At 71.7% G+C, this 12,789-nt stretch carries 14 protein-coding genes; 7 read left to right on the plus strand and 7 right to left on the minus strand.

Going from position 1 to position 12,789, the window contains the following annotated elements:
• Positions 1-178: 178 nt before the first annotated feature.
• Positions 179-1,522 carry a UDP-glucose dehydrogenase family protein gene (locus tag LOK46_RS05035; RefSeq protein WP_273562769.1) on the minus strand — a complete coding sequence of 448 codons (1,344 nt, stop codon included), beginning with the start codon at positions 1,520-1,522 and terminating at the stop codon, positions 179-181.
• Between the two features lie 311 nt (positions 1,523-1,833).
• Here LOK46_RS05035 and argB point away from each other — a divergent pair, with 311 nt between their 5' ends.
• The 3 genes from argB to rplS all read left to right on the plus strand — a co-directional run bounded on the left by argB (position 1,834) and on the right by rplS (position 4,291).
• Complete coding sequence (gene argB, locus LOK46_RS05040; RefSeq protein WP_273562770.1) at positions 1,834-2,727, plus strand: acetylglutamate kinase; 894 nt, start codon at positions 1,834-1,836, stop codon at positions 2,725-2,727.
• Positions 2,728-2,917: 190 nt separating this feature from the next.
• A complete protein-coding gene (locus LOK46_RS05045; RefSeq protein WP_273562771.1) occupies positions 2,918-3,667 on the plus strand; it encodes a pyrimidine 5'-nucleotidase in 750 nt (249 codons plus the stop codon).
• A gap of 222 nt (positions 3,668-3,889) precedes the next feature.
• Positions 3,890-4,291: a 50S ribosomal protein L19 gene (gene rplS, locus LOK46_RS05050; protein ID WP_020095288.1), complete on the plus strand. Its 402-nt coding sequence runs from the start codon at positions 3,890-3,892 to the stop codon at positions 4,289-4,291.
• Between the two features lie 91 nt (positions 4,292-4,382).
• On the opposite strand, the gene LOK46_RS05055 is transcribed toward rplS, so the two are convergent.
• From LOK46_RS05055 to LOK46_RS05065, 3 genes are all read right to left on the minus strand, one after another.
• Positions 4,383-6,137 carry a methyl-accepting chemotaxis protein gene (locus LOK46_RS05055; protein ID WP_273562772.1) on the minus strand — a complete coding sequence of 585 codons (1,755 nt, stop codon included), beginning with the start codon at positions 6,135-6,137 and terminating at the stop codon, positions 4,383-4,385.
• A gap of 331 nt (positions 6,138-6,468) precedes the next feature.
• Entirely contained in the window at positions 6,469-6,852 is a 384-nt protein-coding gene (locus LOK46_RS05060; protein WP_273562773.1) for a RidA family protein, read from the minus strand.
• Positions 6,849-8,063 (minus strand): lytic murein transglycosylase, encoded by a 1,215-nt coding sequence (locus LOK46_RS05065; RefSeq protein ID WP_273562774.1) that lies wholly within the window; start codon positions 8,061-8,063, stop codon positions 6,849-6,851. Before LOK46_RS05065 ends, LOK46_RS05060 begins: the two co-directional genes overlap by 4 nt.
• A gap of 171 nt (positions 8,064-8,234) precedes the next feature.
• On the opposite strand from LOK46_RS05065, the gene LOK46_RS05070 reads away from it, so the two are divergent.
• Positions 8,235-8,576, plus strand: a complete 342-nt coding sequence (locus tag LOK46_RS05070; RefSeq protein ID WP_012317963.1) for a carboxymuconolactone decarboxylase family protein — start codon at positions 8,235-8,237, stop codon at positions 8,574-8,576.
• Positions 8,577-8,625: 49 nt separating this feature from the next.
• On the opposite strand, the gene LOK46_RS05075 is transcribed toward LOK46_RS05070, so the two are convergent.
• Positions 8,626-9,279: a TetR family transcriptional regulator gene (locus LOK46_RS05075; RefSeq protein ID WP_273562775.1), complete on the minus strand. Its 654-nt coding sequence runs from the start codon at positions 9,277-9,279 to the stop codon at positions 8,626-8,628.
• Between the two features lie 94 nt (positions 9,280-9,373).
• Between LOK46_RS05075 and LOK46_RS05080 the strand changes: the two genes are divergently transcribed.
• Positions 9,374-10,045 (plus strand): O-methyltransferase, encoded by a 672-nt coding sequence (locus LOK46_RS05080; RefSeq protein ID WP_273562776.1) that lies wholly within the window; start codon positions 9,374-9,376, stop codon positions 10,043-10,045.
• 78 nt (positions 10,046-10,123) lie between these two features.
• Here the strand turns inward: LOK46_RS05080 and leuD are convergent, their stop codons facing one another.
• Positions 10,124-10,726, minus strand: coding sequence for a 3-isopropylmalate dehydratase small subunit (gene leuD, locus LOK46_RS05085; protein ID WP_020095295.1), 603 nt, complete (start codon positions 10,724-10,726; stop codon positions 10,124-10,126).
• A 69-nt stretch (positions 10,727-10,795) separates the two neighbouring features.
• A complete protein-coding gene (locus tag LOK46_RS05090; protein ID WP_273562777.1) occupies positions 10,796-11,527 on the minus strand; it encodes a HisA/HisF-related TIM barrel protein in 732 nt (243 codons plus the stop codon).
• 9 nt (positions 11,528-11,536) lie between these two features.
• On the opposite strand from LOK46_RS05090, the gene LOK46_RS05095 reads away from it, so the two are divergent.
• Both LOK46_RS05095 and LOK46_RS05100 read left to right on the plus strand, forming a co-directional pair.
• On the plus strand, positions 11,537-12,586 hold the full coding sequence (locus LOK46_RS05095; protein WP_273562778.1) for a hydantoinase/oxoprolinase family protein: 1,050 nt from the start codon (positions 11,537-11,539) through the stop codon (positions 12,584-12,586).
• On the plus strand, positions 12,583-12,783 hold the full coding sequence (locus LOK46_RS05100) for a hypothetical protein (protein ID WP_012317969.1): 201 nt from the start codon (positions 12,583-12,585) through the stop codon (positions 12,781-12,783). Before LOK46_RS05095 ends, LOK46_RS05100 begins: the two co-directional genes overlap by 4 nt.
• Positions 12,784-12,789: the final 6 nt, after the last annotated feature.

Genomic DNA, 12,789 nt, shown 5'->3' on the forward strand with positions numbered 1-12,789 from the left:
CCAAGTTTGGACCGCAGGACCGGCTGTCGAGACGCGGGCTCGATCACGAGAAAGCCACAGTTGCGCCTCCGCGGCCGCGGTCCGTCTAGCGGCATCGATGCCGATTCCGGAAGAAACCTTCGCGATGTCGCGCATCCCCCGCACAGAAATCCGGGTCCGCGGGCCCGCGCGGCGTTGATCAAGACCCGATCCGGGCGACGCTCTCCTTGGTTCGTCCGACCCCGCAATAGGTAAAGCCGTGGCGCGCGGCGCTCACGGGGTCGTAGATATTGCGCAGGTCGATCAGCACGGGGGCCGCTTCGCCGGACGACATGGCCCGACGCAGCCGGTCGAGGTCGAGGGCCCGGAACGCGTTCCACTCGGTCACGATCACCACGGCGTCGGCGCCCTCGGCGCAGGCGTAGGCGTTCTCGGCGTAATCCACAGCCGGCATCAGCGCCCGCGCCTGCTCCATGCCCTCGGGGTCGTAGGCGCGGACCACGGCGCCGGCGTCCTGCAGGCCCGCCACGATCGCCAGCGAGGGCGCGTCGCGCATGTCGTCGGTGTTCGGCTTGAAGGTCAGGCCGAGCAGCGCCACCGTCCTGCCCCGCACCGACCCGCCGCAGGCCTTGATCACCTTGCGCGCCATCGCGCGCTTCCGCTGGTCGTTGACCGCCACCACCGTCTCGACCAGCCGCAGCGGCGTGCCGGCGTCCTGCGCGGTCTTGACCAGCGCCAGCGTGTCCTTGGGGAAGCACGAGCCGCCGTAGCCCGGGCCGGCATGCAGGAACTTCGACCCGATCCGGTTGTCCAGGCCGATGCCGCGCGCCACCGCCTGCACGTCCGCGCCCACCGCCTCGCACAGGTCCGCGACCTCGTTGATGAACGTGATCTTCGCCGCCAGGAACGCGTTCGCCGCGTACTTGGTCAGCTCGGCCGTGCGCCGCGACGTGACCATGACCGGCGCCTGGTTGAGGTAGAGCGGCCGGTAGACCTCGCGCATCACCGCCTCGGCGCTGGCCTCCTCGGCGCCGACGACGATGCGGTCGGGGCGCTTGAAGTCGGCGATGGCGGCGCCCTCGCGCAGGAACTCGGGGTTCGACGCCACCGCGAACTGAGCCCCGGGATTGGTCTCGCGGATGATGCGCTCGACCTCGTCGCCGGTGCCCACCGGCACGGTCGACTTGGTCACCACCACGGTGAAGCCGGACAGCGCCCCGGCGATCTCCCGGGCGGCGTCGAACACGAAGCTCAGGTCGGCGAAGCCGTCGCCGCGGCGGGAGGGCGTGCCCACCGCGATGAACACCGCGTCGGCCTCGGCCACGGCCTCCCGCATGGTCGAGCGGAAGGCGAGCCGGCCCTGGCGGACGTTCTCGGCAACCAGGACGTCGAGGCCCGGCTCGTAGATCGGCATGCGGCCGGCGTTGAGGCTGGCGATCTTGTCGGGGTCCCGGTCGATGCACACGACCGTATGGCCGAAATCGGCCAGGCAGGCGCCGGAGACCAGGCCGACATATCCGGCCCCAATCATCGCAATCCGCATCGGGCCCTCCCGGCAGCTCGCCCTGCGGCTTGCTGCGATGCAACATGATCCCGGCCGCACGCGGATGCAACCCGGGCCAGCCTGGATCTGCTCCAGTCTGTCACGAGAATGCAACACCCACGAAGGATGACTGTAGTTTGACAGCGGGCCCGGGGACGCCCCGCGTCGGCCGCCGGTCCGCGGCGCTCGTCGGAGAAGGCGCGCGGGGCGGCTTCGCAGCGCGGGCGGCTTCCTGTAGAAGCGCCCCCGCCCGACGGGGAGGCCCGGATCCGCCCCCGAGGACCCGACCCAAGGATCGGTGAAGGACCGCGATGACCGAACTGCCCAACGTGCACGTGCGTGCCGAGGTCCTGGCCCAGGCGCTGCCCCACATGCAGCGCTACGACCAGGAGATCGTGGTCATCAAGTACGGCGGCCACGCCATGGGCGACCGGGCCGCGGCCGAGGACTTCGCCGAGGACATCGTCCTCTTGGAGCAGTCCGGGCTGAAGCCGATCGTCGTGCACGGCGGCGGACCGCAGATCGGCAAGATGCTCGACCGGCTCGGCATCCAGTCCGAGTTCCGCGGCGGCCTGCGCGTCACCGACGAGGCCACCGTCGAGGTGGTCGAGATGGTCCTGGCGGGGCTGATCAACAAGCAGATCGTCGGCTGGATCTCCGCCGAGGGGGGCCGGGCGGTCGGGCTGTGCGGCAAGGACGGCAACATGGTCCGCGCCAAGCGGGCGATGAAGACCATCGTCGATCCCGAGAGCCACGTGGAGCAGACCGTCGATCTGGGCCTCGTCGGCGAGCCGGACCACGTCGAGCGCGGCGTCCTCGACGCGGTGCTCAAGGCCGAGCTGATCCCGGTCCTGGCGCCGGTCGCCTACGGGGCGGACGGGCAGACCTACAACGTCAACGCCGACACCTTCGCGGGGGCGATCGCCGGGGCGCTGCGGGCCAAGCGCCTGCTGCTGCTCACCGACGTGCCGGGCGTGCTCGACAAGGACAAGAAGCTGATCCCCGAACTGACCGTGGAGGATTGCCGGCGCCTGATCGCCGACGGCACCATCACGGGCGGGATGATCCCGAAGATCGAGACCTGCATGTACGCGATCGAGCGCGGCGTCGAGGCGGTCGTCATCCTCGACGGCAAGGTCAACCACGCCGTGCTGCTCGAGCTGTTCACCGATTACGGTGCCGGCACCCTGATCCGCCGGGGCTGAGAACCCGGCCGCCCGCGCACCGCGCCGCCTCCGGCCGCGGTGCGCGGGCGCAACCTCCGCGCGCCCAGCGCATTGTCGTACCCCCGACCGCCCCGGAGGGCCGGCCAAGCAAGGTCCGGGCAAGCATCGAACTTGCGAGCTTGACCGTTCCGGTCCAGATTCCAGGGCTACAGCAACCTGAGGGGTTCCGGTGCACCACCCCGACAAGGCCCAGTTCACCACGCCCGCGGCGCGCGGCTTCGCCGACGTCGACACCTGGGTGTTCGATCTCGACAACACCCTCTACCCGAGCGACGCCGCGGTCTGGCCGAAGGTCGACGAGCGCATCACCCTGTACGTGATGCAACTCTACGGGCTCGACGGGATCTCGGCCCGCGCCCTTCAGAAGTACTTCTACCACCGCTACGGCACGACGCTGTCGGCGCTGATGGTCGAGTCGCGGATCGATCCCCACGACTTCCTCGACTTCGCGCACGACATCGACCACTCGTCGATCAAGCTCGACAAGGGCCTCGGCGACGCGATCGAGCGGCTGCCCGGGCGCAAGCTGATCCTGACCAACGGGTCGCGCCGGCACGCCGAGAACGTCGCCGCCAAGCTCGGCATCCTGGACCACTTCGAGGACGTGTTCGATATCGCCGCCGCCGACTTCGTCCCGAAGCCGGAGCGCACGACCTACGAGCGGTTCCTGGAGAAGCACGCCGTCGAGCCGACACGCGCCGCCCTGTTCGAGGACATCGCCCGCAACCTCGCGGTGCCGCACGACCTCGGCATGGCGACCGTGCTGGTGGTGCCGAAGGTCACCGATCCCTACCGCGAGGCCTTCGAGCAGGAGGCGGTGCGCGAGCCGCATATCGACCACATCACGGACGATCTCGCCGCCTTCCTCTCCGCCTGCGTGCTGCCCGAAGTACGACCCGCATCCGGGGAGCGCCGCTGACGCGAGGCCGGAGCGCTTCCCGGGCGGCGCGCTTCGGGCCCTGATCCCGAATCGACCGACGATCCGCCGCGCCGGCGGCACCGCGGAAGGATCGCCGCAGCAACCCAATCGACAAGCCGGCGACGATCCTGTAGAGAGCCGCCCAACTCACAACAGGATCGCCGAAATCCTGGCGCCGATCGCCCATGAGGGGCGGAACGGCGCGACGGCCGGAGCTATGCCATGAACATCATCGAGCAGCTGGAGCGCGAGGAAGTCGCGCGCCTCGCCAAGACCATCCCGGATTTCGAGCCGGGCGATACGCTCATCGTCAACGTCCGCGTGAAGGAAGGCGAGCGCACCCGCGTCCAGGCCTACGAGGGCGTCTGCATCGCCCGCTCGGGCGGCGGCCTCAACGAGAGCTTCACGGTCCGCAAGATCTCCTACGGTGAGGGCGTGGAGCGCGTCTTCCCGGTCCACTCCCCGATGATCGACTCGATCAAGGTGGCCCGCCGCGGCAAGGTGCGCCGCGCCAAGCTGTACTACCTGCGCGACCGGCGCGGTAAGTCGGCCCGCATCGTCGAGCGCACCGACCGCTACAAGGCCAAGGACACCCCGGCCCCGGCGCCCGCCGCCGCCGAGTAAGCCGTCCGATCCGCTCCGCAGGCCGGAGCGATCGCCCCGTTTCAGACCGGTCCGGCTCAGCCGGGCCGGTTTTTTCTTGGCCGACGGCCCCTCAGGCAGCCCGGATCCCGTCGAGGAACCGGTGGATCTCGGCGGAGAGCTGCTCGGACCTCCGCGACAGGTCGTTTGCGGCCCCGAGCACCTGCTCGGCCGCGTCGCCCGTCGCCTGGGCGCCCTGCGAGACGTCGGCGATGTTGCCGGTGACGGCCTCCGTGCCGGCCGCCGCGCGCGCGACGCTGCGCACGATCTCCTCGGTGGTCGCGCCCTGCTGCTCGATCGCGGCCGCGACGGTCGCGGCGAGCGTGCTGACCTCGTCCATGGTGCGACCGATCCCGTGGATCGCTTCCACGGCCTGCCGGGTCGAGGCCTGGACCGCCTCGATCCGCGCGGCGATCTCCCCGGTCGCGGCGGCGGTCTGCTCGGCCAGCGCCTTGACCTCACCCGCCACGACGGCGAAGCCCCGGCCCGCCTCGCCGGCCCGGGCCGCCTCGATCGTGGCGTTGAGCGCCAGCAGGTTCGGCTGACGGGCGATGCCCGCGATCATGCCGGCGACGGCGCCGATCCGCTCGGCCCCGTCCGCGAGGTCGCCCACGAGGGCGTCGGTGCGCCGCGCCTCGGTCGCCGCCCGCGCGGTCTTGGCCGAGGATTGCGCCACCCGGCCGGAGATCTCCTGGATGGTGATCGCCATCTCCTCGGTGGCCGCGGCGACGCTCTGCACGCTCCCGGCGGTCTCCTGCGCGGCTCCGGCGACGCGCGTCGCCCGGGTACTCGTGCGCGACGCCGTCCGCGCCATCGCCTCGGCAGTCGTCTGCATCTCGGTGGCGGCCGCGGAGACGCCCGTCATCAGCGCCCCGGCCCGGGCCTCGAACGCCCGGATGAGCGCGTCGAGGGTCTGCGCGTGCCGGACCTTGGCCTCAGCTTCGCGCGTGACCGCCCGGTCCGTCTCGGCTTTGGCGACCAGCGCCTGCCGGAACACTTCGACGGTCCGGGCCATCTGACCGATCTCGTCCGTTCGCTCGAGTCCCGGTATCGGCTCCGCGCCGTCGCCCTCGGCGAGCGCCTGCATCCGGCGGCCGAGGCGGTCGAGCGGGCGCGTGATGCCGCGCCCGATCAGGAAGGAGCCGATCACCCCCAGCGCGCCGACCCCGACCAGTAGGCCGGTCGCCGCAAGGGCGAGCGCCTGGAAGGCGGCCCCGATGTCGTCGGTGTAGGTCCCCGCCGCGATCATGATGTCCCAGGGCTTGAACCTGACGGCGAGCGTCGTCTTCGGAGACAGGCCTTCGTGCCCCGGCCGGGGGTAGAGATAGCTCAGCGTCGCCGTGTCGGAGGTGTTCAGCCGTTCGATCAGCGTTCCGGCCACGCGAACGCCGTTGACCCGGGTCTCCAGCTGGTTGCTGCCGACGAGTCGGCGGTCGGGAACCGCCAGAACCGTGCCGTCCATCGCGTAGATGGCGACGTAGTTGGTGCCTCTGTCGAAGCGCATGGCCATGGCGGTCTCGGCCAGCTCCGCCAGGGCCGCCGCGCGGGACAGGGTGCCGCTCCCGACCCGGGTCTCGAGGCTTTGCGCATAGGTGGTGAACAGCTCGGTGACCGTGCGCAGGGACTGCAGCCGCTCCGACACCATTTCCTGGTAATATATTCGCAGCCCTGCGATACCGATGACCGCTCTGAGCAGTACCACGAGCGCGATCTGCGCCATCATTCGGCGATAAAGACTATTACGCAATAATATTTCATCATAATACGTTACACAAGATCGCCAACGTCGGCAATTCTGCGGCGTGACCTGATAAATCTGAGCTCGCATGTCAACGTAATCTCGCAGATCTGGATCGAGATCTGAAAGACGCGCGGTTCGGATGCGCAGAGCAGGCGAGGAAGCTGGGATCCGCGACGCGGTCCGCGCCGGGCGCAGGAGCGGGCCGTCAATCGGCGAAGGAGAACCTGAGATCAGGCCCGCGGCACGCGGGCGGAACGCCCCGACTACCCGGAATGACCGGGACCGAATCGGCCCCCTGCACGCACCGCTCGGGCACGATGGGGAACGATATCATCGGCGGATCGGAGGGGCGCCGCGGCCCGGCGGAACGGCGCGGGGTGGGCGCTGGGCCGGCGCGATCGGACCCGGCGTACGGCGGCTAGCCGATCCGCGCGGTCACCTCGATCTCGACGCGCATCTCGGGGCGCAGGAGGCCCGCCACGACCACGATCGTGGTGGCGGGCCGGACATCCGCCAGCACCCGCCCGCAGACCGCCAGCACGGCCTCGGCATCGTCCCGGTCGGTGACGTAGTAGGTGACGCGCAGGATGCCGGCGAGGCCGGTCCCGGCCTCGGCGAGAACCGAGCGGATCGTGCGCCAGCAGGCCTCGGCCTGCGCGGCGGCGCCGTCGGGCATCGTCATCGTGGCGTAGTCGTAGCCGGTCGTCCCGGACAGGTAGACGGTGTCCCCGTCGACCACCGCCCGGGAGTAGCCGTAATCCCGCTCGAACGGGGAGCCCGACGTGATCAGCCGTCGGCTCATCCGCCGCGCAGGGCCTCCAGCACCTTGCCGCCGGCGCGGCCCGTGGGCGTCATGCCGAGCCGGCGCTCCACGTCCTTGATGGCGTCGCGCGTCTTCTGGCCGACCTTGCCGTCCGGCTCGCCGACGTCGTAGCCGCGGGCGGCCAGCCGAGTCTGGAGGTCGCGGCGCTCGGCCCGCGACAGGGGCGGGTCGTCGGTCGGCCAGGCGGCCTGGACGCCGGGCTTGCCGCGCAGCCGGTCGGACAGCACCGCGATCGCGAGGCCGTAGGATTCGGCGGCGTTGTACGAGTAGATCGCGTCGAAGTTCCGGGTCACCAGGAAGGCCGGGCCGTCGATGCCGGCGGGCGCCAGGATCCCGGCCGGGCCCTCGCCCGAGAGCGGGCGCCCGTCCGCGCGCGTCACGCCGAGCGACGCCCAGTGGGCGACCGGCTTCTTGTTCTTGCGCCCCGCGGCGCCGACGTTGAAGCCGCGGGGCAGCTTCACCTCGTAGCCCCAGACCTGACCGTTCTGCCACTTGGCGACGTGCAGGAAGTTGGCGGTGGAGGCGACGGCGTCGGCGACCGAATCGACAACGTCGCGCCGCCCGTCGCCGTCGCCGTCCACGGCGAGGCGGTGATAGGTCGTCGGCATGAACTGGGTCTGGCCGAAGGCGCCCGCCCAGGAGCCGGTCAGCCGCTCCGGCGCGATGTCGCCGCGCTCGATGATCCGCAGGGTGGCGATCAGCTCGCCGCGGAAGAAGTCCCGGCGGCGGTTGTTCGAGCAGGCCAGCGTCGCCAGAGACTGCACCAGCGGCATCTTGCCGAGGTTCTTGCCGAAATTCGACTCGACGCCCCAGACCGCCGCGATCGTGTAGCGGTCGACCCCGTAGCGCGACTCGGCCTGGGCGAGCGCCGCCGCATTCTGGCGCATGGCCGCGCGCCCGTCCTCGACTCGCTCGTCGTCGACGAGCGCCGCCATGTAGTCCCAGATCGGCGTCTTGAACTCGGGCTGCGCCTGGGACAGCTCGATCACCTTGTCGTCGTAGCCGATGCCGCTCGTGGCGGACCGGAAGGTCTGCGCCGAGACGCCCGCCGTCGCCGCCTGGGACTGGATGCCGGCGAGGCAGCTGTCGAAATCGGCCCGGGCCGGCAGGTTCGCCAGGGGCAGGACCGCGATGCCGGCGAGCAGCCCGAGCGCGCGCGCCGTCCTCGGTCCCGTCGGGTGCTTCGGCATGCTGACGATCCTCACGATGCGGAACGGAGTCTGGGCGCGGATTCAGGCGACATGTGGGTTAACGAACGGTGAGGAAACCCGCCTCGCCTTGACCCGCTTGCCTACCAACCGGTAGGTTGATCGGGAGCCGGCCCGTCAGTGGCTGGCCCACCGAACAGGGAGACAGGACGCATGATGAAGGACTGGAATCAGTACGGCGCCGAGCTCGTCAGCACGCTCGGGCGTATCGGTGCGGTGAGCCCCGACCTCCTCAAGGCCCACGACCAGCTCGCCGCGGCGGCGCCGACCGAGCGCAAGCTGGACGCGAAGACCCGCGAGCTGATCGCCCTCGCGGTCGCCGTGACGACCCGGTGCGACGGCTGCATCGCCGTGCATTCCGACGCCGCCCGCAAGGCCGGCGCGAGCAAGGAGGAGGTCGTGGAGGCGCTGGGCGTGGCGGTGGCGCTGAACGCGGGCGCCGCCCTGGTCTACACGGCCCGCGCCTTCGAGGCGTTCACCGGCGAGGCCGGCTGAGCCGGCCGGGATAGGGCCGCGCCCACCTGGCGGGGCCGGGGGCGTGTTTTCAGGACGGCGCGCCGGCCCGGTCTTGGCTGCCCAGGCGATCCAGATAGGCGCAGAGCATGTCGGCCAGGGCGCCCGCGAAGGCCTCCGTGGCCGCCTCGGTCCGGACCGCCTCCGAGATGCGCTCGCCGACCGTGCCGAGCGTCATCGCGATGATCTCGCCCGCGACTTGAACATCTGCCTCGGGAACGGCCGGAAGGGCCGCGCGCAGGAAATCGCGGAAGGCCTGTGAGCCAGCGAGCTGCGGCTCCGCGGCCTCGGGCGCGTCGCGATAGGCCGGGGCGGCCGCGTCGAGAGCTCGGCGCATCGCGGCCTCCGCGCATTCCGAGCGCACGAAGGCGTGGACGGCGGCGCGCAGACGCGCGCCGGGCGCCGTCGCGGGATTCGTCAGGATGCCGGCGAGGAGGGCGGTCGTGTCCCGCCACTCGTCGCTCTGCAGCTGGAACAGGATCGCCGCCTTGTTGGGGAAGTACTGGTAGAGCGAGCCGATGCTGACGCCGGCGCGCTCGGCGACCCGCGCCGTCGTGAAGCGCGCCGCCCCGACCTCCGCCAGAACCTGAGCGGCCGCCTCCAGAACGGCCGCGACGAGGTCGCTGGAGCGCGCCTGCCGGGGCTGCTTTCGCTTGGAAATTCCGAGACTTGGCCGGTCGGGCATGGGGCGGGGCTCGGAACGCGAATAGGCACGGGCAGGGGGCGCCGGTACTCTGCGTCGTGTTCAGTTGAACGCGCAAGACGGAAAGCAACGCGCCATGTCACTCTCAGCATCCACACTCGCCGAACCGCGTATCGCGTCGCTGTTGGACAGTCTCTTCGCGCAGGCGGAGGCCTCCTCACCCTTGAGCGCCATCGGCGACCTCTCGGCGGACGAGCGGACGCGCCTCATGGGCAGCCGCACCGGCTACCGGGACTTCTACAGCCGGCTCAAGGACATGCCCCTCGCAGTCTCGCGGGAGACCGGCCGGCTGCTCTACATGCTCGCGCGGACCCGCCGGGCGCGGACGATCGTCGAGTTCGGCACCTCCTTCGGCCTCTCGACCCTGCACCTCGCCGCGGCCCTGCGCGACAACGGCGGCGGCCGGCTCATCACCTGCGAGTTCGAGCCGTCCAAGATGGTGCGGGCGCGGGCGAACCTGATGGAGGCCGGGCTCGCGGACCTCGTCGAGTTCCGCGAGGGCGACGCCCTCCAGACCCTCGGCCTCGACCTGCCCGACTCGGTCGACCTGCTTCTCCTCGACGGGGCGAAGGGGCTCTATCCGGAGGTTCTGAGCCTCGTGGAGAGCCGCCTCGGACCGGGCGCCCTCGTGGTCGCCGACAACGCGGACCACAGCCCGGACTACCTGGCGCGGGTGCGCGCGCCGAGCCGCGGCTACCTCTCGGTGCCGTTCGCCGACGACGTCGAGCTGTCCGTGCGGCTCGGGTGAGACAGGGCCCGGGATCCGGGCCTGACCGGCGGTCGCCTCAGCGCGACGCGACCGCCGTCGGGACGCGAAGCAGGCTGCTCAGGCCCACTCGCGCTGGGCGAGCTTCTGCTCGTAGGCGTCGATGGACGAGACGCGCTCGAGGGTCAGCCCGATCTCGTCGAGGCCGTTCAGCAGGTTGTGCTTGCGGCCCTCGTCGACGTCGAAATGCAGGGTGCCGCCGTCCGGTCCCCGGATGGTCTGCGCCGCCAGGTCGACCGTCAGGGTGGCGTTCGCGCCGCGCTCGGCGTCCTCGAACAGCTTCTCCAGATCCTCGGGCGACACGACGATCGCCAGGATGCCGTTCTTCGCGCAGTTGTTGAAGAAGATGTCGGCGAAGCTCGTGGAGATCACGCAGCGGATGCCGAAATCGGCCAGCGCCCAGGGCGCGTGCTCCCGGGACGAGCCGCAGCCGAAATTGTCGCCGCAGACCAGGATCTTGCTGTTCCGGTAGGCGGGCTGGTTGAGGATGAAGTCCGGGTTCTCGGAGCCGTCCTCGCGGTAGCGCATCTCGGCGAACAGGCTCTTGCCGAGCCCGGTCCGCCGGATCGTCTTCAGGTACTTCGCCGGGATGATCCGGTCGGTATCGACGTTGATCGTGCGCAGGGGCGCCGCGACGCCCTCCAGGGTCGTGAACTTTTCCATCGTCTGACGGCTCGTGTCGGTGGTCTCTCTGCCGCGCGGTTTAGCAGCCGCGGGCCCGGGCCGGAAGCGTCAGGCGAGGTCGGGCGCCGTCGCGCGGGACAGGGTGCCGTCGTGGAGGGCCGAGGCGACCAGCGCCCCGGCGATCCCGGCAGCCCGGAGCGCCCGCAGGTCGTCCGGGCCGCGCACGCCGCCCGCCGCGTAGAGGCGGCGATCCGGCGCCCGCGCGCGCAGGGCTCCCAGGGCCGCGAGGTCCGGGCCGGCCCCGGCGCCGACCTGCGCCAGCGTCATGGCGATCACCTCCGGCGGCCAGAGCGCGGGATCGTCGTGGAGGGCCGCCGGGCCGAGCCGCTCCGCGCCGCGCGTGTCGAGGGAGAACACCGCCCGGTCGCCGAGCCGCGTCACGAGGTCGGCATCCGCCTGGCTCTCGCTGCCGATCACCGGTCGCCCGAGGCCGGCCTCCAGGAACGCCGCGACGCCCTCCGGTTCGGCGAAGCCGGCATCGACCCACAGGGCGATCCCCGGGCAGGCGCGGGCGATCGTCTCCAGGGCGCGGAGATCGGGCGCGGCGCGGTCGATGATCGCGTCGAGATCGGCGACGTAGAGGGTCGCGGCGGGCCACGCGTCGACCAGCCCGCGGGCCACCGCGTCCGGCGCCGAGCCCTTTGCCAAGGGCGTCTCGATCGGGGCATAGGAGGAGCGCTCGCCCCGGCGCGCCCGCACCACGCGGCCGCCCCGGAGATCGAGCACCGGGATCACCGCGAAGCCGGGGCGCCCGATCCTGTGGTCCATCGAGGCGCTCATCGCGGTCCCATGCGCTCATCAAACCCAACGACCATCGGGTGGGACCTCGGCGGGGTCCACGTCAAGGTCGCCCTGGTCGAGGACGGCCGGGTCGCGGCCGCCGCCCAGGTGCCGTGCCCGCTCTGGCAGGGCCTGCCGGCCCTCGACCGGGCGCTGGAGGCCGCCCCCGACTGGGCCCGCGGCGCGGCCCTGCACGCCGTGACCATGACGGGCGAGCTGACCGACTGCTTCGCCGACCGGCGCGACGGCGTCGCGGCGCTCTCCGGATGGGCCGGGTCGCACCTCGCCGGGACCGTGCGGATCTACGCCGGCCGCTCCGGCCTCGTCGCCCCCGAGGCGGCGGCATCCCTGTCGGCGGACGTGGCCTCGGCTAACTGGCACGCCACCGCGGCGCTCGCCGGCCGGCACGTCCCGGACGCGCTGCTGGTCGATATCGGCTCGACCACCGCCGACCTGATTCCCGTCTTGGGCGGGCGGCCGGCCGCGACCGGCTACAGCGACGCCGAGCGGCTGGAGACCGGCGAACTCGTCTACACCGGCGCGGTGCGCACGCCGGTGATCGCACTGTCCGACCACGCCCCCTTCGCGGGCCGCCGGACCCGCCTGATGACCGAGACCTTCGCCCACATGGCGGACGTCTACCGCATCCTCGGCCTGCTCCCCGAAGGCGCCGACCAGCAGCCGAGCGGCGACCGCAAGGGCAAGACGGTCGCCGAGAGCGAGACCCGGCTCGCCCGGATCGTCGGGCGCGACCGGGCGGAGGCGCCCGCGGCGGCCTGGACGGCGCTCGCCGCCCACTTCGCCGAGGCGCAGCTGCGCCTGCTGCACGACGCGGCGGCGGATCTCCTGAGCCGGCCCGATCTCGGCGCGGACGCGCCCCTCGTCCTGTGCGGCGCCGGCGCCTTCGTGGGCGCGCGCCTCGCCGAGCGTCTCGGCCGGTCCTCGACGCCCTTGGTGGCGCTGCTAGCGGACCGGATCGGCGGCGCCCGCGACGGGATCTCGACCTGTGGGCCGGCGGTGGCGGTCGGCCTCATCGCCGCGGAGGAGGCAGTCGCATGAGTGCAATCAAGATCCTGGCCCGGATCCTGACCGCCCGGGTCGGGCCGCATATCGAGCTGGCCGTGGAGACGGAGACCGGGGAAGTGCTGAAGGTGCTCGCCACCGAGGACCAGGTCGACCGGCTGGTCGACGAGCTGGAGGACATCCTCAACTCGCCCGCCGACCCGGAGGATGACGGGCCGCCCCAGGCGGCCTGAGGCCCC

Origin of the sequence: Methylobacterium sp. NMS14P, assembly GCF_028583545.1 — a bacterium.
Lineage (GTDB): Bacteria > Pseudomonadota > Alphaproteobacteria > Rhizobiales > Beijerinckiaceae > Methylobacterium.